Source organism: Pseudomonas sp. LBUM1673 (assembly GCF_059695645.1).
In genome coordinates, this window is record NZ_CP166780.1 from 24,395 (window position 1) to 46,940 (window position 22,546).

Below are 22,546 nucleotides of genomic sequence, written 5' to 3' on the forward strand. Positions count from 1 at the left end.
AAGGAAGATCGGTAAACTGCGCAGAGCCTTATTCCGGAGAGCTTTTCATGGTCAACAGTTGGCGTGTGCAACAAGCCGCACGAGAAATTCGCGCCGGGGCGGTGATTGCCTACCCAACGGAAGCTGTCTGGGGCCTGGGTTGCGACCCGTGGGACGAAGAGGCAGTGGATCGTCTGCTGCTGATCAAGGGACGGTCTGTGGATAAAGGCCTGATTCTGGTGGCCGACAATATTCGCCAGTTCGACTTCCTCTTCGAAGACTTCCCTGAATTGTGGATGGACCGCATGGCCAGCACCTGGCCGGGGCCCAACACCTGGCTGGTGCCGCATCAGAATCTGTTGCCTCAGTGGATTACCGGTGTGCATGAAACGGTGGCGTTGCGGGTTAGCGATCACCCACTGGTGCGGGATTTGTGTGCGTTGGTCGGGCCATTGGTTTCGACCTCGGCCAACCCTCAGGGGCGACCGGCGGCGCGGACGCGGATTCGCGTGGAGCAGTATTTCCGTGGGCAGGTTGATTGGGTGCTGGGTGGCAATCTGGGCGGACGGAAGAATCCGAGCGTGATTCGCGATCTGGCCACCGGCCACGTTGTGCGCCCGGATTAATGTGGCGAGGGGGCTTGCCCCCGTTCGGGTGCGAAGCACCCGCCATCAGATCAACTTGATACACCTGACAGATTGAGCTGTCAGGTTTTGGGCCTGCTGCGCAGTCCAACGGGGGCAAGCCCCCTCGCCACAGTTCGGTATCAAGGCATCAAAACGGTCGAGCCAGTCGTGCGCCGCGCCGATAATTCGGTCTGCGCCTTGGCAGCTTCAGCCAGTGGATAGTGCTGGCTGATGTCCACCTTCAACTTGCCGCTGATAATCATCTCGAACAGCTCATCGGCCATGCGTTGCAGGTTTTGCGCGTTGTTGGCATAGGTCGCCAGGGTCGGCCGGGTCACGTACAGCGAACCCTTCGCCGCCAGAATCCCCAGATTCACTCCGTCTACTGCGCCTGAAGCATTCCCGAAACTCACCACCAGCCCCCGAGGCGCAACGCTGTCGAGCGACGTCAGCCAGGTATCTTTGCCTACACCGTCGTACACCACCGGGACTTTTTTACCGTCAGTCAATTCCAGCACGCGTTGTGCGACGTCTTCATGGCTGTAATCGATGGTCGCCCAGGCACCATTGGCTTTCGCAAGGGCGGCTTTCTCCGCCGAGCTGACTGTGCCGATCAATTTCACGCCCAAGGCCTTGGCCCATTGGCAGGCCAGGGACCCGACGCCGCCGGCCGCGGCGTGGAACAGAATGGTTTCGCCACCCTTGAGTTCATACGTCTGACGCAGCAAATACTGCACGGTCAGACCTTTGAGCATCACGCCGGCGGCCTGTTCGAAGCTGATGGCGTCCGGCAAGTGCACCAGATTGGCTTCCGGCAATACATGAACGTCGCTATAAGCGCCCAATGGGCCGCTGCCGTAAGCCACACGATCGCCAATCTTGAAGCGGGTGACTTCGCTACCGACTGCTTCGACCACGCCCGCGCCCTCTGCGCCCAGGCCCGACGGCAGGGCTGGCGGCGCATAAAGGCCGCTGCGGTAGTAGGTGTCGATGAAATTCAGGCCGATGGCCTTGTTGGCCACGCGTACCTGCAGCGGGCCGGGCTCGGCGGGTTGGTAGTCCACGTATTCGAGCACTTCGGGGCCGCCATGGGCGCGGAACTGGATACGCTTTGCCATCTGCACTTTCCTTAGGTATTAGTTTCTAGAGTTGTAGCGCCAAGCTCTCTATCGGACTCCTAAGCTTGATCTTCGTCAACTGCGGCAGGCTTGCCAGCGATGTTATGCTACGGGCCCATTTGCGCCGGCCCCCCGCTCCGATGGAGCGCCGCGTAGCTTTGCCCGATTCAAGGTGATGCCATGACTACCCGCACCGAGGCCGTAAAAGCCTACCTGCTCGACCTGCAAGATCGCATTTGCGCTGCCCTGGAAGCCGAAGATGGCGGCGCGTGTTTCGTCGAAGACGCCTGGACCCGACCTGCCGGCGGTGGCGGTCGCACCCGGGTGATCGAAAACGGCGCAGTCATCGAAAAGGGTGGCGTCAACTTTTCCCACGTCTTTGGCAGCGGTCTCCCACCGTCCGCCAGCGCCCATCGACCAGAACTGGCCGGCCGAGGCTTCGAAGCCTTGGGCGTGTCTTTGGTGATTCACCCGCACAACCCCCATGTACCGACGTCCCACGCCAACGTGCGCTTTTTCATCGCTGAAAAGGAAGGCGAAGAGCCGGTCTGGTGGTTCGGTGGCGGCTTTGACCTGACCCCTTATTACGGTAATGAAGAAGACTGCGTGCACTGGCACCGCGTCGCCGAACAGGCCTGCGCGCCGTTTGGCCCGGACGTCTACCCGCGCTACAAGGCCTGGTGCGACAGTTACTTCCACATCAAGCATCGCCACGAGCCGCGTGGCATCGGCGGCCTGTTCTTCGATGACTTGAACGAGTGGGACTTCGACACCAGCTTCGCCTTCATGCGCGCCATCGGCGATGCATTCATCGACGCGTACCTGCCGATCGTGCAGCGCCGCAAGCATGATGCGTTCACTGCCAAGCAGCGTGAGTTCCAGGAGTTTCGCCGTGGCCGTTACGTCGAATTCAACCTGGTCTACGACCGCGGCACGCTGTTCGGCCTGCAATCGGGCGGGCGCACCGAGTCGATTCTGATGTCGCTGCCACCGCAAGTGCGCTGGGCCTACGACTGGAAGGCCGAGCCGGGCAGTGAAGAAGCGCGCCTGACCGAATACTTCCTGCAAGACCGCGATTGGTTGGCCAAGGCCTGAACGAGGAATCCTGATGGACCGTTACGTCGTATTCGGTAACCCGATTGGCCACAGCAAGTCGCCGCTGATCCACCGTCTGTTTGCCGAGCAGACAGCCCAGCAACTGGACTACAGCACCTCACTGGCGCCGCTCGATGACTTTTCCGACTTCGCCCGGGCGTTTTTCCTCGAAGGTTGCGGGGCGAATGTGACGGTGCCGTTCAAGGAAGACGCCTATCGCTTGGCTGACAGCCTGACGGAGCGGGCGCAACGGGCCGGCGCGGTCAACACCTTGAGCAAACTCGCCGATGGCACATTGCTGGGCGATAACACCGACGGCGCCGGGCTGGTGCGGGACCTGACGGTGAACGCGGGTTTCAGCCTCAAGGGCAAACGTATCCTGCTGCTCGGTGCGGGTGGCGCGGTGCGTGGTGCGCTGGAGCCGTTGCTGGCCGAGCAACCGGCGTCAGTGATCATCGCCAACCGCACGGTGGAAAAAGCCGAATTACTGGCGCAATTGTTCGCTGACCTGGGGCCGGTATCGGCCAGTGGTTTTGACTGGTTGCAGGAGCCGGTGGACCTGATCATCAACGCAACCTCCGCCAGTCTGTCAGGCGATGTACCGCCGATTGCCAGCAGTTTGATCGAACCGGGCAAGACGGTTTGCTACGACATGATGTACGGCAAGGACCCGACCTCGTTCTGCCGCTGGGCCAGCGAGCACGGCGCGGCGGTGGCGATGGATGGCTTGGGAATGTTGGCCGAGCAGGCGGCGGAAGCTTTCTATCTCTGGCGCGGTGTGCGTCCGGATACCGCTCCCGTATTGGCCGAGCTCCGACGCCAGCTCGCGCTCTAGTTTTTTGTGGCGAGGGGGCTTGCCCCCGTTGGACGGCGAAGCCGTCCCAAAACTGCCACGACCGCTGCGCGGCCCAACGGGGGCAAGTCCCCTCGCCACAGGTCGGTGTTTATTCCAGGGATCAGTGATTCAATCCTCAAACCGGATCGGGCATTTCTCCGCGCCTTCGAGCTTCCTCAACTCCTCCACCACCTGCGGCCGTGCCCGCCGCAGGGTCAGGCTGCGATCCTGACGCAGCAACCGTCGCGCCTCCTGATGCAGCATTTCCACCCCCGAATAGTCGATGAAGTTTATCTGTTGTGCCTCGATCACCACCCGCGCGCCGTGCATCCGTTGCAGGCGCACTTGCAGGTAATGGCTGGCGCCGAAAAAGATCGAACCACCGACTCTCAGAATGTCTTCATCGCCCTCACGCCAATGCTGCACCCGTGGTTGCGAGGTGCGTTTGAGGTAGAAGAACAGCGATGCCAGTACCCCGGCATAGATCGCCGTTTGCAACTCCAGCAACAGCGTGGCGACACAGGTCAGCGCCATGACCAGAAACTCGGCACGGCTGACCCGCAGCAAGGCGCGAATGCCGCGATGGTCCACCAGTCCCCAGGCAATCAACAAAATGCTCCCGGCCATGGCCGGGATCGGGATGTGCGCGATCAATACCGCCCCGAATATAGCGAACAGCGCCACCCACACCGCTGAAAAAACGCCCGCCAACGGTGAGCAGGCTCCGGCGTCATAGCTCAGGGCCGAGCGGGTGAAGGAACCGGCTGACAGCGAGCCGGAAAAAAACGCACCGACCATGTTGGAAAAACCCTGGGCGCGGACTTCTTGATTGGCGTCGAGCAACTGCTGCGAGCGAGCCGACAAGGAACGGGCAATCGATAGGCTGGTCACCAGCCCGAGCATGCCGACCGCCACCGCGCTGGGCAACAGTCGCAACACCATGTCCAGATCCAGCGGCAGCGGGCTGAAGGGCGGCAGCCGCCCGACAAAGGCACTGACCAGCGTCACATGGCCGAACATCGCTGGCCACAGCCACACCAGCAACCCGCTCAGGGCCAGAGCGATCAACAGCGTCGGCCAGCGCGGCACCAGCAGTTTCAGCGCGACGCCCACCACGACCGTTGCCAGGCCCAGCAGCAGAGAGGGGTTGTCGACCTCACCGAGGTGACTGAACAGCAGCACCAGGCTGTTCAGCGCCGTGGCCTGATTGGGCACATCCAGCCCCAGCAGGTTCGGCAGTTGCCCGACGGCAATCACCACTGCCGCGCCGAGGGTGAAGCCCAGCACCACCGAGTGAGAGACAAAATTTACCAAGGCGCCGAAACGCAGCAACCCCAGCAGCCACTGGAAAATGCCCGCGAGAAGTGTCAGAAGCAGGATCAGTGTGACGTAGTCCTGCGACGCGGGGACGGCCAGAGGACTGACGCTGGCGTACAGGACGATGGAAATTGCCGCCGTAGGGCCGCAGATCAAATGCCACGACGAACCCCAGAGGCAGGCGATCAGCACCGGGATGATGGCGGCGTAAAGGCCATATTCCGGTGGAAGACCGGCGATCAAGGCGTAAGCAATGGATTGTGGCAACGCGAGAATCGCGCCGCTCAGGCCGACGATCAGGTCACGACCGACGCTGGCGCGGGTTTGCCGGGGCAACCAGGTCAGGAAGGGAAAGAGTGAATGGCGGCTGGGGAAGGCCATGGGTCCTCTCGGGCAGGGTTTTGCGAAAGAGTATCAGGACCGGCGCTGATCGTTCCTACTGTGGGAGCGGGCTTGCTCGCGAATGCGGTGTGTCAGTCGACATAAATGCCGGATCTGATGACCTCTTCGCGAGCAAGCCCGCTCCCACATGAATTTAGAGCTTGGCTTTCACGGCCGGTAAAGCATCCTTCCCGTCCACGGTCTTCACACCGTCCAGCCACTCATCCAGTACCGCCGGGTTGGCCTTGATCCACGCCTTGGCCGCCTCGGCATTGCTGATCTTCTTGTTCACCACCTCGGCCATGATGCTGTTCTCCATTTCCTGGGTAAAACTCAGGTTGGTGAGCAGCTTGCCGACGTTCGGGCAGGCCTGTGCATAACCTTTGCGGGTCAGTGTATAAACGCTGCCGGTGTCACCGAAGTACTTCTCGCCGCCCTTCAGGTAATGCATGTTCAGCTGCACGTTCATCGGGTGTGGCGTCCAGCCGAGGAAGGTCACGAACTTCTGTTTCTTCACCGCGCGGGACACTTCGGCCAGCATCGCCTGCTCGCTGGATTCAACCAGCTTCCACTGACCCATATCGAAGTCATTCTTCTTGATGATCTCTTGCAGCGAAATGTTTGCCGGGGCGCCAGAGCCTATGCCATAGATCTTCTTGTCGACTTCTTTTGGGTGTAGCTCGGCGTACTTGTTCAGGTCACTAAAGTTATGCACACCCGCATCCCAAACGTAATCCGGGACTGCCAGTGTGAACTCGGTACCGTCGAGGTTTTTCGCCAGTTGAGTCACATCGCCGTTGGCTACGAACTTATCGTAGAAGCCCTGCTGCGCCGGCATCCAGTTACCCAGGAACACGTCCACCTGGCCATCCTTCAGACCGCCAAAGGTGATCGGCACCGCGAGCGTATCGACCTTGGCCTTGTAGCCCATGCCGTCCAGCAGAAACCCGGTGATGGCGTTGGTTGCGGCGATGTCGCTCCAGCCTGGGTCGGCCATTTTCACCGTCTCGCAGCTTTGCTCGGCATAAGCCGAGGCACTGCCCAGAGCCAGAAGCCCGACCGTCAGTACTGTGGATAACTTTTGCATGGACTTCCCCTTAACATTATTGGTTTTGGCAGGGTTGTGGATAACGTGCTTTACGCTCCAGATCGTCGAGGTCGATGTGGTTGCGCATGTACTGCTGACTGGCGTCTACCAGCGGCTGGTGATCCCAGCTCTTCAGCTTGCCGATCGTCAGGGCGTCGGCGACGAAACGCCGGCGTCGCTGACTGGCGAGCACCTGTTGGTGGATCGCCGGGATATTCCATTTGGTCCGTGCTTCGGCGAGAAAATCCTCGAAAAGCTGTCGATGTTGCGGCGATTGGCTGAGTTCTTCTTGTTCACGCGGGTCGTTGTATACGTCGAAGAGTAGGCAAGGGTCGTCTTCGCTGTAGATGAATTTGTAGGCGCCACGGCGAATCATCATCAACGGGCTGATGGTGCCTTCGGCCATGTACTCACCGAAAACTTCATCGTGACCGCCCTGCCCTTGCAGGTGCGAAACCAGCGAGCGGCCGTCCAGCGGCAAACCCGGTTCCAGTGAGCCGCCGGCCAATTCCACAAAGGTCGGCAGCAGGTCGGCGGTGGACACCGCCGCGCTGACCCGCCCAGCCCCGAATTGCCCTGGTGCACTGATCAACAGCGGTACACGGGCAGCCATTTCGTACCAGTGCATTTTGTACCAGAGGCCGCGCTCGCCGAGCATGTCGCCGTGGTCACCGGAGAATACGATAATGGTGTCATCGATCAGCCCGGTTTCCTCGAGTGTTTGCAGAAGTTTGCCGACGTTGCTGTCGATATAGCTGCACGCACCGAAGTAGGCACGGCGCGCGTCGCGAATCTTATCCACAGGCAGCGGCTTGTCCCACAGGTCATAGACCTTGAGCAAACGCTGGGAATGAGGATCGAGTTGATCCTGTGCGGGTGTCTCGGGCAAAGGGATGTCGGCGTCGTCGTACAGATCCCAGAAAGCTTTGGGAATCGTGTACGGATCGTGTGGGTGAGTCATCGACACGGTCAGGCAGAACGGCTGATCGCCATCCTCGCGGATGTGGTCGAACAGGTATTGCTGGGCCTTGAACACCACCTCTTCGTCGAAATCCAGCTGATTGGTGCGTACACACGGCCCGGCTTGCAGCACCGACGACATGTTGTGATACCAGGTTGGGCGCACATCCGGCTCATCCCAGTTAACCGACCAACCGTAATCGGCCGGGTAGATGTCGCTGGTCAGGCGTTCTTCATAGCCGTGCAACTGGTCCGGACCGCAGAAGTGCATCTTGCCCGACAGTGCGGTGCGGTAACCAAGACGACGCAGATAGTGGGCATAGGTCGGAACATCGGCGGGGAAGTCGGCCGCGTTGTCGTAGGCGCCGATCTTGCTCGGCAACTGACCGCTGACCAGGGTGAAACGCGACGGCGCGCAAAGAGGGCTATTGCAATAAGCGGCGTCGAACACCACGCCTTCGGCGGCGAGGCGGCTGAGATTCGGCAGTTTGATGGGCGAAGGGCCGTAGAACGGCAACATTGGCGCGGCCATTTGATCGGCCATGATGAAAAGAATATTTTTGCGCTTCATGTGATCGCGGCATTCCATAGTGGATATTTATGCGAGAGTGCTGTGATCGAGCATGGAGTCCATAATCTTTGTGGTAAAGCCCATGCCAGGCAATGACTAGGATAAGCACAGCTTATGTATGACTCCCTCGGTGATTTGTCCCTGGACCTGCTGCGCGCCTTTGAAGCCGCGGCCCGGCAACGCAGTTTCACCGCCGCCGCGGTAGAGCTTGGCACCACGCAACCGGCCATCAGTCAGCAGATCAAACGATTGGAAGAACAGCTCGCTACACGGTTGTTCGACCGCATTTATCGCGGCATTGAGCTGACCGAGGCCGGAACCATTCTGTTCGAGCAAGTTCAGCTCGGTTTGCAGAATATCGATGCAGGATTAAGCTCAATCAGCGCACAGCAACAGCACGAAGTGTTGCAGGTGGCCACCGACTTCGCCTTCGCTGCGTACTGGCTGATGCCGCGCCTGCACCGTTTCCATGCCGCCAATCCACACGTGGACGTCAGCCTGGTCACCAGTGAACGCAGCCATAACATGCTGCGTACCGATATCGATGTGGCCGTGTTGTTTGGCGATGGCCGGTTCAAGCAAGGCGAGAGCCACTGGCTGTTCAGTGAAGAGGTGTTTCCAGTGTGCAGCCCGCTGCTATTGAAGGACCGTACCCTGCCCTTGCCGGCTCAGTCGTTGCTGGAGTTTCCGTTGTTGCACCTGCGAGGCGAACACAGCAGCAACTGGTTCGACTGGAGCGGCGTGTTTCGCGAGCTCGGGATCACATCGGCCCCGGCCCCGGGCCAGTTGCGCTTCGACAATTACACCCTGCTGATTCAAGCAGCGATTGGCGGTCAGGGCGTTGCGATCGGGTGGCGGCACCTTGTGGATAACTTGTTGGCGCAAGGTCTGTTGTGTCGGCCGATTGCCGACACGGTGATTTCCAGGCTTGGCTATTACGTCGTTCTTCCCCAACGCAAACGGCGCGGGGCCTTGATTCAAAAATTTGTGGATTGGCTGATGGCGGAACAGGCCAGTAGTGCGCAATCGCTTAGCGGCCTCCCTTTACCTTCGATTGCGGTGTGAGCGCGAGCCCCTACGCACCTGCGGGCGCTGCCGAAGGCGGCGATATTTTTACGGCTCCGTAGCCGCAACAAAACTCACATGCTCCCCGACATGCAAATTCAGCCATAGCTCGTCGGCAATCCCCACGGCGACTCGGTTCAGCCGTTCCAGCGGTTTGGCCAAGCCGGGTTCCAGGCTCGTGCTGACGTGACTGAAATGTTCAAGGGTCAGCCCGGGCACGCCACGGGGTGCGTTCACCAGGGTCCAGTGCAAGGAGCTGCTTTGCAGAGCCTCGCGGATTTCTTCGGCGGCGTGACGTTGCAGCGGGTCTTCTATTTCCGGATCGTCCAGCACCTCGAAATCGCCCACCACAAACAACCGGGCAATGCCCGCAGCCTGCATGCCGTCGATCAGTGCATCCACCGCCAGCACCTCTTCGACCGGGCCGGGCACGATGGATTTTTCGATGCGTTCACTGTTCATCGGCAACCCTGGCGCATCCAGCAGGCAGATCACTGCCGAACAGCCGGCCACGCTCTGCTTGACCCGCTGGGCATCGAACAGGTCGCCGGCCTTGGTCCTTAAACCCGGACGTGGGGCGAGCGCTGTCAGGTCATCGAGAATCGCGATCACTTCATGCTGGCGCCGCAGCATTTCAGCCATCAGCGCACTGCCCAGGCTACTCATGGCACCATAAAGCACCACTTTCACCACCGGGGTTTCGGCATTTTTCATGGCTGTGCTCCGTACTTCCTGCCTATATAGCGTGTGACCTGCGGGAAGCAGGGTGGGTTCGACCAGGTTTCAGAGAGGTTTCAGATGCAACAGATCAAGGGCTACCACGCCCATGTCTATTTCGATGTCAGCACCCTTGCGCAGGCCCGGGCCTTGTGTGAGCAGGCCGCGCAATTGTTTCCACTGAAGATGGGGCGCGTGCACGAACGCCCGGTCGGTCCGCACCCGGACTGGAGCTGCCAATTGGCTTTCGAGCCGCAATACATCGGCGCGGTGTTGCCGTGGCTGGCGCTCAACCGCAAGGGGTTGGTGGTATTCCTGCACCCGGACACCGGCGACGATCTGCTCGACCACACCGAACACGCGATCTGGATGGGCGCGATCCGGCCGCTGAATCTGTCTGTTTTCTAATCAGAGTTGTTCTTCGGCCTCGCCGGGCAAGTGCTCGTCCAGATGCAGCCAAGGCAACCGACTGTCCATCCAGATATGCCGCTCGGCCGGAGCCTGCTCGGGATGGTCGAGGGTGGCGATGGTTACGTCGATGCTCTCGGGGCTGAGCTTCGTCACCAGCGCCAGTTGCGCCCCACAGTTGGGGCAGAAATACCGCACGCAAGTGGACGAAGACTCGTACCGGGACGGCGTACCCGCCACCCAGGTAAATGCCGAGGTGGGCACGGTGATCCAGGTGGTCACGATCCCGCCGCTGACCCGCCGACAAATCGAGCAATGGCAGTGAGCGATATCCTGCAAAGGCCCGCTGAATTGATAGCGAATTTGTCCGCAGTGGCAGCCGCCGGTATGAAGTTCGCCCATGTCTTTGCCTCCTGACCCTGTGTTTATGGGCCTCTCGACCCGGCCGACGACCGGTTGCACATTCGGTCAATGCTTTCATCCTCGAAAGCTGGCTGAAAGCTTCCCCCATTAGGATCGCCCTCACTGCCGGCAACAGACCGGTTGGCCAATGCGAGTGTTTTTTCGCTCGCCCGGTCCATTTAACAACAACAATGGTGATTCTGATGTCCTCTCCTATCCGCCTTTTCGCTGCAACTCCGCCCGTACGTCTCGTGCTTCCCGTTCTGCGCTGACCTCATCCGGTTCGCCCATTTACTAGCCGCGCTACGCCTGGAGTATTCCTATGCTGACTTTCCTTGGCTTCGCCATGGTCATCACGTTCATGTTCCTGATCATGACCAAGCGCTTGTCCGCGCTGATCGCCCTGATCATCATCCCGATCATCTTCGCCCTGTTCGGCGGTTTCTCGCCGAAAATCGGCCCAATGATGCTCGAGGGCATCACCAAGCTGGCGCCGACCGGCGTGATGCTGATGTTCGCCATTCTCTACTTCGCCCTGATGATCGACTCCGGCCTGTTCGACCCGGCCGTGCGCAAGATCCTCAAACTGGTCAAGGGCGACCCGTTGAAAGTTTCGGTCGGTACCGCCGTACTGGCGCTGATCGTGTCCATGGACGGTGATGGCGCCACCACTTACATGATCTGCGTGGCCGCCATGCTGCCGCTCTACAGCCGCATCGGCATGAGCCCGCGGATCATGGCCGGTCTGATCATCCTCGCCGGTGGCGTGATGAACATGACGCCATGGGGTGGCCCGACCGCTCGTGCGGCCAGTGCGCTGCATGTCGACCCGTCCGACATCTTTGTGCCAATGATTCCGGCGATGCTGGCCGGCGTGGTGGCGATTCTGGCGATTGCCTACTTCTACGGTAAACGCGAGCGTGCGCGTCTGGGTGAACTGCATCTGGTCGGTGATGAAGTCGACCACAGCGAAATCAGCGTTTCCCAGTTCCCTGACGCCCGTCGTCCAAAGCTGATCTGGTTCAACGGTGCGCTGACCCTGGGGCTGATGGGCACCTTGATCGCCGGCCTGTTGCCGCTGCCGGTACTGTTCATGGTGGCGTTCAGTATCGCGATGATCGTCAACTACCCGTGCCTGCAGCAGCAGAAAGACCGCGTTGCGGCCCACGCCGGTAGCGTGCTGGCGGTGGTCGGGTTGATCTTTGCCGCGGGCATCTTCACCGGTATCCTGACGGGCACCGGCATGGTCGACGCCATGTCTAAAAGCTTGCTGGCAGTCATCCCGGATTTCCTCGGCCCGTACCTGGCCGTGATCACCGCGCTGGTGAGCATGCCGTTCACGTTCTTCATGTCGAACGATGCTTTTTATTACGGTGTGTTACCGGTGCTTGCCGAAGCAGCCAGTCATTACGGTATAACCGCGGTGGAAATGGCACGTGCCTCGATTGTCGGTCAACCCGTCCACTTGCTGAGCCCGCTGGTACCATCTACTTATCTGTTGGTGGCCCTGGCCGGTATCGAGTTCGGTGACCATCAGCGGTTCACCTTGAAGTGGGCAGTGCTGGTTTGCCTGTGCATACTGGTGGCTGCGTTGCTGATGGGGATTTTTCCGCTGTTCAGCACTCTATAAGCTCAAGACTCATCATGAAGGGTCCAGGCTTTGCTGTAGTGAAGCCTGGGCCCTTCGTGGTTTAACACATCCTCAAAGGAATACACATGGAATGGCTGACCAACCCTGAAATCTGGGTTGCCTTCTTCACCCTGACTGCCCTGGAGATTGTCCTGGGCATCGACAACATCATCATGATCTCGATCCTGGTCAGCCGCATGCCCAAGCATATGCAGGCGCGCACCCGGATTTTCGGCCTGGCGCTGGCCATGATCACGCGGATCCTGTTGCTGCTGTCGATCACCTGGGTCATGCGCCTCACCGCAGACCTGTTCGAAATGTTCGGCCAGGGCATTTCGGGGCGTGACCTGATCCTGTTCTTCGGTGGTCTGTTCCTGCTGTGGAAGAGCTCGCAAGAGATGTACCACGCGCTGGAAGGCGAAGACGAAGGTGGCGACGAGCCTTCGGGCAAGGGTGGCAACTTCCTGTACACCATCATCCAGATCGCGATCATCGACATCGTGTTCTCGCTGGACTCGGTGATCACCGCGGTGGGCATGGTTTCCCACGTACCGGTCATGGTCGCGGCGATCATCGTTGCCGTGCTGGTGATGATGCTGGCCTCGGGCACCATCAGCGAGTTCATCGACAAGCACCCGTCGCTGAAGATGCTGGCGCTGTCGTTCCTGCTACTGGTCGGTACCGTGCTGATTGCCGAATCGTTCGATGTGCACTTGCCAAAAGGCTACGTCTACTTCGCCATGGCGTTCTCGTTGGCGGTGGAAGCGGTCAACATCAAGATGCGTACCGCGATGAAGAAAAAGAAGAAGCAGCAGGATCCGGTGAAACTGCGCAAGGATGTTCCGGGTCAATAACCCGAACACCCTGCTATGACAAAGGGGCCTTCGGGCCCCTTTGTCATCTCTGCAGCAAACTGTTTTCATGACAGTTTTGTTTCAATCGCCTCTTTAGCTATGCGATGCTGGCGTCCAGACCGTTAGCCAACTACAGCTTAAGTACAGAACGTAGAAAAACGCGCGGCACCGTCAACTTGCCCCACTGGGGCGCTACCACCACAGGGGGCCTGCATGCTCACCCTGCTCAATTTGTTATCGGCCGTGGCCCTTTTGATCTGGGGCACGCACATCGTCCGAACCGGCATTCTGCGGGTTTATGGTTCCAACCTGCGCCACGTGATTGCCCAGAACATGTCCAGACGCGGGCTGGCATTTGTTGCCGGGATCGTGGTGACTGCCATGGTCCAAAGCAGCAATGCCACCGCCATGCTCGTCACCTCGTTTGTCGGTCAGGGCCTGATGGCGCTGACTCCGGCATTGGCGACCATGCTCGGCGCCGACGTCGGTACCGCACTGATGGCGCGGGTCCTGACCCTCGACCTGTCGTGGCTGTCGCCGTTGCTGATTTTCCTCGGGGTGATTTTCTTCCTGTCACGCAAGCAGACCCGGGTCGGGCAGATGGGGCGGGTCAGTATCGGTCTGGGGCTGATCATTCTGGCGCTGCAACTGATCGTCGAGGCCGCCGCGCCGATCACTCAGGCGCAAGGCGTGAAGGTCATCTTCGCCTCTTTGACCGGTGATATCCTGCTCGATGCTTTGGTCGGCGCGCTGTTCGCGATGATTTCCTACTCCAGCCTGGCTGCCGTCCTGCTGACCGCGACCCTCGCCGGTGCCAGCGTGATCAGTCTGCCAGTGGCCATCGGCCTGGTGATCGGCGCCAACATCGGCAGCGGCATTCTCGCCTTCCTCAGCACCAGCATGCAGAACGCCGCCGGCCGTCAGGTGGCGCTTGGTAGCCTGTTGTACAAACTGATCGGTTTGCTGCTGATCATTCCGGTGCTCGATCCGCTGGTGCACTGGATCGACAGCTTCGATTTCAGCGCTCAGGAAATGGTCATCGGCTTCCATCTGCTCTACAACACCACGCGCTGCCTGATCCTGCTGCCCAGCGTCGGGCCGATGGCCAAGCTCTGTGCGTGGTTGCTGCCAGAGCGGCCGGACATCAACGGCACGGCCAAACCACGGCATCTTGACCCGACAGCGTTGGTAACCCCGAGTCTGGCGCTGGCCAATGCCGCCCGGGAAACCCTGCGCATCGGCGATCTGGTCGACAGCATGCTCGAAGCCATGCTCGCCGTGCTGCGCGGCAAGCAGACCGCCGTCACCCAGGAAATACGTCGTCTGACCGATGATGTCGAAGCGCTCTACAGCGCCATCAAACTCTATCTGGCACAAATGCCCCGCGAAGACCTCAGCGAGCAGGACAGCCGGCGCTGGGCGGAAACCATCGAGTTGGCGATCAACCTGAAACTCGCCAGCGACCTGATCGAACGCATGCTGCGCAAGGTTCAGCAGCAGAAAACCTCGCAACGCCGATCTTTTTCCGAGGTCGGTCTGGAGGAGTTGGCGGGGCTGCACAGTCAGCTGATTGCCAATCTGCGCCTGGGGTTGTCGGTATATCTCAGTGCCGACCCGGAAAGTGCCCGTCAATTACTGCGTGAGAAACGTCGCTTTCGCGCACAGGAACGCCGCCTGGCCCACGCTCATGTCAGCCGCTTACACCGTAAGATTGTGCAAAGCATCGAGACCAGTTCGCTGCACCTGGAGCTGATCGCCGACATGAGACGCCTCAATTCGCTGTTTTGCAGCAGTGCCTATGCCGTGTTGGGCACTTCAGACACCGGCGCTCTGGCGGTCGATGATATGGCTGACATCACTCATTCACCCTGAACGTCCACAGTTGCCTGAAGTCTGTTGAACTTACGCTGGCCGTACGGAAACTTGTTATGCGTTGTCTGCTGTTCGCTTGTCTGTTGCTCGGTTCACTGCCTTCATTTGCCCTGGATCGCTTTCAGGTCGAGGGCTATACGCTGCCCAACGGCCTGCAATTGGTCCTCAAATCGGGCTCCGAGCGCGGGCATGTGGCGATCCGGTTGGTGGTTGGCGTAGGCCTGGATGATTTCAGCTGTGCCGACAAGGAGCTGCCGCACCTGCTTGAACACTTGCTGTTCAGCGGCATCGACGCCACCGGCGAAGGCGGTCTGGAGGAACGCATGCAGGCCTTGGGCGGTGAATGGAATGCCTACACCAGCAATGCCGACACGACCTTCGTCATCGAAGCCCCGGCGAAAAACCAGCGCAAGGTCCTCGATCTGTTGTTGGCGCTGCTGACCCAGACCCGTATCGACGACAATGCCATCAACGTCGCCAAACAAGTGGTCGAGCGCGAGGACGGTGGTCATTATTCGCACCTGCAACGCTGGCTGGATCGCCAGGACCTGGGCCACACCGCCAGTAATCAGTTGGCGGTGGAGCTGGGCCTCAAATGCCCCGAGCGCGCGCAAGTCGATCACCTGACCCGCGAGCAATTGGAGAAAGTGCGCAAGGACTGGTACGCGCCCAACAACATGACCCTGATCGTAGTCGGCGACCTCGACCGCCTGCTGCCGGCCTATCTGGAACGGGCCTATGGTGCGCTCGAAGCGGTTGAGCCTAGCGCTCACCTGCCGCTGCCAGACATTCAGGCCAGTGCGGCCCACGAGCGCAACCTGAGTAACGGTTTCGTCGGCGGCGGAGCCAAGTTGCATTGGTTGGTGCCGGAACCGGTGCTGGAAGACCATCATGACGAAACCTTCGACCTGCTCAAGGACTATCTGGATTGGGCGCTCTATCGCCAATTGCGCCTGGCCCATGGGTTGTCCTACGGTCCCTCGGCCGAGCGCGAGGTGTTTGGCGGGGTGGGCTTCATGAGCCTGAACGCCGACCTTGATCGCGACGACGTGCTGGCAGCGGAACAGGTGCTGGATGAGCTTAAAGCCGATCTGCTCAAGAACGGCCTCGACGCCACCACCTTCGCCCGTCTCAAGCAAGCCGCCAGCGCTCGCCAGGCCTGGGCCGTGCAAGGCAACAGCGCCCTGGCGGACTATTACTGGAGCGCCCTCGGCGACTATGAGGACGGCCATTTCGTCAACCCGGCCAAGGCACTGCAAGACGTGACACTGGCCGAGGCGAACAAGGCGATGCGTGAGTTGCTGCTGCAGCCGGGGTATCTGCGGATCGAGAAGCCGCTGATGAGTTATGACCAGGTGATGTGGGCGATTGTCGGGGGATTTGGACTGATGGTGCTTGGAATATTGGGTTGGCGCGTTCACCGCAGAAAGCAATGATTTCCCTGTGGCGAGGGAGCTTGCTCCCGTTGGGCTGCGAAGCGGCCCTGAAAAACGGCACCCCGGTTTATCAGACACACCGCATTCACCATTGCGACTGCTGCGCAGCCGAGCGGGAGCAAGCTCCCTCGCCACAGGGTTTTGGGTTCGATCAAATCGACCGCAAGCCTCGCCACAGGGCCCCTCGGGCGGTACCCTGTCGGGGATTTCCCCCACGACTATTGTGAACCGCCGAATGCCGAACCTGACCCTGTACGTACAGCGCATCCTCGAATTGATGAGGCGCTATCCCGGGGTCATTGCGCTTGGCGGTTTCATCTCCGGGGTATGCAGTTTCATGCTGGTGGATCGCCAACAAGGTCTGGCGACGTGGATCACCACCATCATGCTGATCAGCTGGGTCTGGCTGATGCTGGAAAACAGCCTCACCAAGCTGTTCGCCAGGGTCTTCAAGCGTGAAATACCCCAGCCGCTGCTTCGTTACGCGACGCAGATGATCCATCAGGAAAGCCTGTTCTTCGTCCTGCCGTTCTTTTTAATCACCACCACCTGGAACAGCAGCCAGCTGTTCTTCACGGGGTTGTTGAGCATGGCGGCGCTGATTTCGATCATCGACCCGCTCTACTACAAATGGTTGGCGCCGCGCCGTTGGGCGTTCCTGGCGCTGCACACCCTGACTCTGTTCGCTGCGCTGCTGACCGCCCTGCCCGTCATCCTGCACCTGACCACCGCCCAGAGTTTCAAACTGGCGCTGGGCATTGCCATGTTGCTGTCATTCCCCAGCCTGGCGTCGATCTTCCCGATTCGGACCGTGCGCAACGCGTTGGCGATTCTCAGCATCACCGTCGGCATCGGCGCTGTGGGTTGGGTGCTGCGTTCCTGGGTTCCGCCGGCGACCCTGTGGATGACCGATGTGGCAATCAGTACCCAAATGCAGGACCGCACCCCTGGCAAGAGTCTGGAAGAAGTCAGCGCCGAGCAGATTCGTGGAGGTGGGCTATACGCGTACACCGCGATCAACGCCCCTCGTGGTCTGGCTGAGCGGATTTATCACGTCTGGATGTTCAACGGTAAAGAAGTCGACCGTATCCCGCTGGATATCAACGGGGGGCGCAAGGAAGGCTACCGCGCCTGGACCCACAAACAGAACTTCCCCGGTAACCCCGCGGGCAAATGGCAGGTTCGGGTGCTCACCGAAGACGGCCAGCTGATCGGCGTGTTGCGCTTCAAGGTCCTGGACAGCACACCCATCAAAGAAAAGTAACGCGGTTCGTGCTATTAGTCAGATCTGCGTAATAGCCGAACAAGCACGGAGCTTATGACCAGCAGCACATTGCCCGGCAGTGCCCAACTGGACACCTCCCACAGCCCTGCCCTGTTGCGGGTCACGGGTGACTGGACGCTCGCCCATTACGCCGATCTCAGCCGCCTGAGCGAAAAGCTGCGTGGCCAATACGACAACGACACCCACATCGATCTCAATGGCCTCGGCGCGCTCGATACGGCGGGTGCGTCATTGTTGGTGGAGTTGCTGGGGGCCGAGCGTCTGGGCAAATCTGCCGAACACCCCGAGTGCACCCTTTCTTCCGCTGATCGCGCTTTGTTGCAGACGGTGTACTGCTCACTGACCGATTTCTGCGTGCCGATCAAAGAGCCGGAAATCAGCGTCGGCATTCACCTGCTGACCCGCATCGGCCGTGCGGTCGATGCGGTCTGGCAGGACACGTTGCAACTGTTGGGTTTTGTCGGCCTGATCCTGGAAACCATTGCTCGCGGGCTGTTTCGGCCCAAACGCTGGCGTATTACGCCGATGGTCGCGCACATCGAACAGACCGGCCTCGACGCCGCGCCCATCGTCGCCCTGCTGACCTTTCTGGTGGGGGCTGTGGTGGCGTTTCTCGGGGCGACGGTGTTGGCGAGTTTCGGCGCGAGTATTTTCACCGTGGACCTGGTGGCGTTCTCTTTTCTGCGGGAATTCGGTGTGTTGCTCACGGCGATCCTGATGGCGGGCCGCACCGCCAGTGCGTTCACCGCGCAGATCGGTTCGATGAAGGCCAATGAAGAAATCGACGCGATCCGCACTCTCGGCCTCGACCCGATGGAGTTGCTGGTAGTACCCCGCGTCCTGGCGTTGCTGGTGGCGCTGCCGATGCTGACCTTTCTGGCGATGCTGTCAGGGATTGTCGGCGGTGGCGTAGTCTGCGCGCTGTCGCTGGATATCTCGCCGGCGATGTTCCTGTCTCTGCTGCAATCGGACATCGGCGTTCAGCACTTTCTGGTGGGGATCGTCAAAGCGCCGATTTTTGCGTTCCTGATTGCCGCCATCGGTTGCCTCGAGGGCTTCAAGGTCAGCGGCAGCGCCGAGTCTGTCGGCGCGCACACCACGTCCAGTGTGGTGCAGTCGATTTTCGTGGTGATCGTGCTCGACGCTGTGGCTGCGTTGTTTTTCATGGAGATGGACTGGTGAGTCGTTTACCCCGAGCGCCTTCAGAGGCGGTGATTGAAGTCCGTGGGCTGTGCAATCGCTTCGGCCGCCAGAGCGTGCACGAGAACCTCGACCTGGACTTGTACAAGGGCGAGATTCTGGCGGTGGTCGGCGGTTCCGGCAGCGGCAAATCAGTGCTGCTGCGCAGCATTGTCGGCCTGCGTCAGCCCAGCGAAGGGCTGGTGAAGGTCTTCGGCAAGAACTTGCCGAGTCTGTCGGAACACGAGCGCTCGCTGGTCGAACGGCGGTTTGGTGTGTTGTTCCAGAAAGGTGCCTTGTTCTCTTCGCTCACTGTGACCGAGAACGTCGCCCTGCCCCTGATTGAACACGCCGGCCTGAGCCGTGCCGACGCCGAGCACCTGGCGGCGGTGAAACTGGCGTTGGCCGGGCTGCCGTTGTCGGCGGCCGACAAATACCCTGCTTCATTGTCCGGCGGCATGATCAAACGCGCGGCTCTGGCCCGTGCCTTGGCCTTGGACCCGGACATCCTGTTTCTCGACGAGCCCACCGCCGGTCTAGATCCGATTGGCGCCGCAGGCTTCGATCAACTGATCCTGACTCTGCGCGATGCCTTGGGCCTGAGTGTGTTTCTGGTGACCCACGACCTCGACACGCTTTACACCATCACCGACCGGGTGGCAGTGCTGGCGCAGAAGAAAGTGCTGGTGGCGGACGCCATCGACAAGGTGTCGGAAACCGATGATGCGTGGATTCACGAATACTTCCATGGCCCTCGCGGCCGCGCGGCGCTGACGGCCGCTAACCAGTTCAACGAGGTCTGACATGGAAACCCGAGCCCATCACGTATTGATCGGCCTGTTCACCGTCATAGTGGTGGCAGGCGCCCTGCTCTTCGGTCTGTGGCTGGCCAAGTCCAGCGTCGATACCGAATTCAAGGATTACGAAATCGTCTTCAACGAGGCGGTTAGCGGCCTGTCCAAGGGCAGTGCCGTGCAGTACAGCGGGATCAAGGTCGGCGACGTGGTGATGCTGCGCCTGGACCCGAACGATCCGCGCCGGGTGTTGGCGCGGATTCGCTTGGGCGGAGACACCCCGATCAAAGAAGACACCCAGGCCAAACTGGCGCTGACCGGGATCACCGGGACCTCGATCATCCAGCTCAGCGGTGGCACGCCGCAAAGTCCGACGCTCAAGGGCAAGGATGGTAATTTGCCGACAATCGTTGCATCGCCCTCGCCCATTGCCCGGTTGATGAATGACAGTAACGATCTGATGGTGGGCGTGAACGTGTTGATGCACAACGCCAATCAGTTGTTTTCCTCGGAGAACGTCGCGAGCATCAGCAAGACCCTGGAGCACTTGGAGCAAACCACCGGCACCATCGCCGACCAGCGCGGCGACATTCGTCAGGCGATGCAGCAATTGGCTTCGGTTGGCAAGCAGGCCAGCGCCACCCTGGAACAGACCACCGCGTTGATGCGTAACGCCAACGGCCTGCTCAACGATCAGGGCAAGCAGATGTTCGGCAGTGCCGAGCAAGCCATGAAGTCCCTGGAACAGAGCAGCGCGACCATCAACACGTTGCTCTCCGCCAATCAGGATTCCCTCAACAACGGCATGCAGGGCCTCAATGGCCTGGCACCGGCGGTGCGTGAGCTGCGCGATACCTTGAGTTCGTTGCGGACCATTTCCCAGCGACTTGAGGCCAACCCCAGCGGTTACCTGCTGGGCAGTGATAAAAACAAGGAGTTCACGCCATGAAGCGGGCTCATCTCGCCCTCCTCGCCGGTTTTGCGTTGGTCGCGTCCTGTTCGATTTTCCCCAAGACCGAGCCGTCCGATGTCTATCGACTGCCGTCGGCACAGCGCGACGCACCGGCCCATCACGGCACGCCGCAGCGCTGGTCGTTGCGGCTGGCCAAGCCTCAGACCAGCGAAGCCTTGAACAACCCGAAAATTGCTGTAATCCCTCAGGGTGATCTGATCAGCAGCTACAAGGCTTCACGCTGGAGCGATCCGGCACCGGTGCTGTTGCGCAATCGTCTGCTTGATGGTTTCCAGCGTGACGGTCGCGTGCCGTTGCTCAGCACCGATGACAGTAATTTCCAGGCGGACCTGGAACTGGGCGGCAACCTGCAAGCGTTCCAGACCGAGTACCAGGGCACGGCGGCGAGCGTGGTCGTGCGCCTGGATGCGTTGCTGGTGCGTGGGTATGACCAGCGAATCCTCGCCAGCCGACGCTTTGAGGTGCATCAGCCGTTGAGCGATGTGAAGGTGGCGGCGGTGGTGACCGGTTTTGGCCAGGCCAGCGATCAGTTGACGGCGCAGGTGGTGGCTTGGACGGTGGAGCAAGGTCAGAAGGTTGCGCCGCCGCTGAGGCCTTGAAGACCTACACACATCAATGTGGGAGCGAGCCTGCTCGCGATGGCGGTTTAACAGCCAACAGAATTGTTGAATGTGCCGACTTCATCGCGAGCAGGCTCGCTCCCACAGGGTTCTTGGTTTAACCGAAGAACCAGTAACAAACCCCGATCGCGCCAAGCACCCCCGCCAGCTCCGCCAGCAACGCACACCCCACCGCATGCCGTGCACGCTGAATGCCCACCGCGCCGAAGTACACCGCCAACACATAGAAGGTCGTTTCGGTACTGCCCTGAATCGTCGCCGCCACCAGTGCCGGGAAGCTGTCTACCCCGGAGGTCTTCATGGTTTCGATCAGCATTGCCCGTGCGGCGCTGCCGGAGAAGGGTTTGACCATGGCCGTCGGCAGCGCATCGACGAAGCGCGTGTCCCAACCGGCCCACTCCACCAGATGACGAATCCCGTCCAGACCGAAATCCAGCGCCCCGGATGCTCGCAGCACGCCCACGGCACAGAGCATCGCCACCAGATACGGCAACAGGTTCTTGGCCACATCGAAGCCTTCTTTGGCACCTTCGATGAATGCCTCGTAGACCTTCACTTTGCGTAATGCGCCGATCACCAGAAACAGCATGATCAGCCCGAACAGCGTCAGGTTGCCGAGAATCGATGACAGGCTCGCCAGAGCGGTCGCCGAGAGCGTCGCCAGCAGCGCCATGAAGGCGCCGAGGGCCAGGGCACCGGGTATGAGGTAGGCGAGCACTACCGGATCCCACAGGCGCAGACGCTGCATGAACGCCACCGACAACAGACCGACCAGGGTCGAACAACTGGTGGCCAACAGAATCGGCAGGAACACCAGGGTCGGATCAGGCGCGCCTTGCTGGGCGCGGTACATGAAGATCGTCACCGGCAGCAGGGTCAGGGAGGAGGCGTTGAGCACCAGAAAAAGGATCTGCGCGTTGCTGGCGATAGTGTCGCTGGGGTTGAGCTCTTGCAGCGCCTTCATGGCTTTGAGGCCGATGGGCGTGGCGGCGTTGTCCAGGCCCAGGCCATTGGCGGCGAAGTTGAGCGTGATCAGACCGATGGCCGGATGCCCGGGCGGCACTTCCGGCATCAGGCGCAGGAACAGCGGGCCCAGCGCCTTGGCCAGCCATTCGACGATCCCGGCCTTCTCGGCAATTCGCAGAAAGCCCAGCCAGAGGGTGAGGGTGCCGAACAACAGGACCATGACCTCGACCGACAATTTGGCCATGGCGAAAATGCTTTCCACCATCGCCGCAAAGATCCCGGCATTGCCGCCGATCAGCCACTGCGCCAGCGCCGATACGGCTGCCACGATGAAGAAGCCAAGCCACAGGCCATTAAGCATCAGTCAAATCCCCCG

The 22,546-nt window shown here is 60.4% G+C and carries 21 protein-coding genes; 14 read left to right on the forward strand and 7 right to left on the reverse strand.

The annotated features are described in order from the left end of the window. The first annotated feature begins 47 nt into the window (after window positions 1-47). Window positions 48-605, forward strand: coding sequence for an L-threonylcarbamoyladenylate synthase type 1 TsaC (gene tsaC, locus ACA044_RS00110; protein WP_223489481.1), 558 nt, complete (start codon window positions 48-50; stop codon window positions 603-605). Between the two features lie 140 nt (window positions 606-745). Here tsaC and ACA044_RS00115 read toward each other — a convergent pair whose 3' ends face one another. Next, a complete protein-coding gene (locus ACA044_RS00115) occupies window positions 746-1,723 on the reverse strand; it encodes an NADPH:quinone reductase (RefSeq protein ID WP_497444626.1) in 978 nt (325 codons plus the stop codon). A gap of 180 nt (window positions 1,724-1,903) precedes the next feature. Here ACA044_RS00115 and hemF point away from each other — a divergent pair, with 180 nt between their 5' ends. Both hemF and aroE read left to right on the forward strand, forming a co-directional pair. Beyond that, window positions 1,904-2,818, forward strand: a complete 915-nt coding sequence (gene hemF / locus ACA044_RS00120; RefSeq protein ID WP_497444627.1) for an oxygen-dependent coproporphyrinogen oxidase — start codon at window positions 1,904-1,906, stop codon at window positions 2,816-2,818. 13 nt (window positions 2,819-2,831) lie between these two features. After that, the gene (gene aroE / locus ACA044_RS00125; protein ID WP_497444628.1) at window positions 2,832-3,653 is read left to right on the forward strand and encodes a shikimate dehydrogenase; all 822 of its coding nucleotides are present in this window, start codon (window positions 2,832-2,834) and stop codon (window positions 3,651-3,653) included. Between the two features lie 129 nt (window positions 3,654-3,782). Here aroE and ACA044_RS00130 read toward each other — a convergent pair whose 3' ends face one another. The 3 genes from ACA044_RS00130 to betC all read right to left on the reverse strand — a co-directional run bounded on the left by ACA044_RS00130 (window position 3,783) and on the right by betC (window position 7,969). Then, the gene (locus ACA044_RS00130; protein WP_497444629.1) at window positions 3,783-5,351 is read right to left on the reverse strand and encodes a SulP family inorganic anion transporter; all 1,569 of its coding nucleotides are present in this window, start codon (window positions 5,349-5,351) and stop codon (window positions 3,783-3,785) included. Window positions 5,352-5,505: 154 nt separating this feature from the next. After that, window positions 5,506-6,438, reverse strand: coding sequence for a choline ABC transporter substrate-binding protein (gene choX, locus ACA044_RS00135; RefSeq protein ID WP_497444630.1), 933 nt, complete (start codon window positions 6,436-6,438; stop codon window positions 5,506-5,508). Between the two features lie 16 nt (window positions 6,439-6,454). After that, window positions 6,455-7,969, reverse strand: coding sequence for a choline-sulfatase (betC, locus tag ACA044_RS00140; RefSeq protein ID WP_497444631.1), 1,515 nt, complete (start codon window positions 7,967-7,969; stop codon window positions 6,455-6,457). Window positions 7,970-8,083: 114 nt separating this feature from the next. Here betC and ACA044_RS00145 point away from each other — a divergent pair, with 114 nt between their 5' ends. Further along, entirely contained in the window at window positions 8,084-9,034 is a 951-nt protein-coding gene (locus ACA044_RS00145) for a choline sulfate utilization transcriptional regulator (RefSeq protein WP_497444632.1), read from the forward strand. Window positions 9,035-9,082: 48 nt separating this feature from the next. Here ACA044_RS00145 and ACA044_RS00150 read toward each other — a convergent pair whose 3' ends face one another. Beyond that, entirely contained in the window at window positions 9,083-9,748 is a 666-nt protein-coding gene (locus ACA044_RS00150; protein WP_497444633.1) for an NAD(P)-dependent oxidoreductase, read from the reverse strand. Between the two features lie 84 nt (window positions 9,749-9,832). On the opposite strand from ACA044_RS00150, the gene ACA044_RS00155 reads away from it, so the two are divergent. After that, complete coding sequence (locus ACA044_RS00155; RefSeq protein ID WP_497444634.1) at window positions 9,833-10,159, forward strand: DOPA 4,5-dioxygenase family protein; 327 nt, start codon at window positions 9,833-9,835, stop codon at window positions 10,157-10,159. Here ACA044_RS00155 and ACA044_RS00160 read toward each other — a convergent pair whose 3' ends face one another. Further along, window positions 10,160-10,561 carry a GFA family protein gene (locus ACA044_RS00160; RefSeq protein WP_497444635.1) on the reverse strand — a complete coding sequence of 134 codons (402 nt, stop codon included), beginning with the start codon at window positions 10,559-10,561 and terminating at the stop codon, window positions 10,160-10,162. Between the two features lie 322 nt (window positions 10,562-10,883). Between ACA044_RS00160 and ACA044_RS00165 the strand changes: the two genes are divergently transcribed. The 9 genes from ACA044_RS00165 (at window position 10,884) to ACA044_RS00205 (ending at window position 21,183) form a co-directional block, all read left to right on the forward strand. Then, window positions 10,884-12,191 (forward strand): CitMHS family transporter, encoded by a 1,308-nt coding sequence (locus ACA044_RS00165; RefSeq protein ID WP_497444636.1) that lies wholly within the window; start codon window positions 10,884-10,886, stop codon window positions 12,189-12,191. Between the two features lie 86 nt (window positions 12,192-12,277). After that, window positions 12,278-13,045: a TerC family protein gene (locus tag ACA044_RS00170; protein ID WP_497444637.1), complete on the forward strand. Its 768-nt coding sequence runs from the start codon at window positions 12,278-12,280 to the stop codon at window positions 13,043-13,045. Between the two features lie 213 nt (window positions 13,046-13,258). Continuing rightward, window positions 13,259-14,917: a Na/Pi cotransporter family protein gene (locus ACA044_RS00175; protein WP_497444638.1), complete on the forward strand. Its 1,659-nt coding sequence runs from the start codon at window positions 13,259-13,261 to the stop codon at window positions 14,915-14,917. 56 nt (window positions 14,918-14,973) lie between these two features. Further along, entirely contained in the window at window positions 14,974-16,353 is a 1,380-nt protein-coding gene (locus tag ACA044_RS00180; protein WP_497444639.1) for a M16 family metallopeptidase, read from the forward strand. Between the two features lie 235 nt (window positions 16,354-16,588). Next, window positions 16,589-17,617, forward strand: a complete 1,029-nt coding sequence (locus tag ACA044_RS00185; RefSeq protein ID WP_497444640.1) for a DUF5924 family protein — start codon at window positions 16,589-16,591, stop codon at window positions 17,615-17,617. 54 nt (window positions 17,618-17,671) lie between these two features. Then, entirely contained in the window at window positions 17,672-18,820 is a 1,149-nt protein-coding gene (locus ACA044_RS00190; protein ID WP_497444641.1) for an ABC transporter permease, read from the forward strand. Beyond that, window positions 18,817-19,620 (forward strand): ABC transporter ATP-binding protein, encoded by an 804-nt coding sequence (locus ACA044_RS00195; RefSeq protein ID WP_497444642.1) that lies wholly within the window; start codon window positions 18,817-18,819, stop codon window positions 19,618-19,620. Before ACA044_RS00190 ends, ACA044_RS00195 begins: the two co-directional genes overlap by 4 nt. A gap of 1 nt (window position 19,621) precedes the next feature. Then, window positions 19,622-20,560 carry an MlaD family protein gene (locus ACA044_RS00200; RefSeq protein WP_497444643.1) on the forward strand — a complete coding sequence of 313 codons (939 nt, stop codon included), beginning with the start codon at window positions 19,622-19,624 and terminating at the stop codon, window positions 20,558-20,560. Then, entirely contained in the window at window positions 20,557-21,183 is a 627-nt protein-coding gene (locus ACA044_RS00205) for an ABC-type transport auxiliary lipoprotein family protein (protein ID WP_497444644.1), read from the forward strand. Before ACA044_RS00200 ends, ACA044_RS00205 begins: the two co-directional genes overlap by 4 nt. 118 nt (window positions 21,184-21,301) lie before the next feature. Here the strand turns inward: ACA044_RS00205 and ACA044_RS00210 are convergent, their stop codons facing one another. Next, window positions 21,302-22,531, reverse strand: a complete 1,230-nt coding sequence (locus ACA044_RS00210) for a nucleoside recognition domain-containing protein (protein ID WP_367373518.1) — start codon at window positions 22,529-22,531, stop codon at window positions 21,302-21,304. Window positions 22,532-22,546 lie beyond the last annotated feature (15 nt).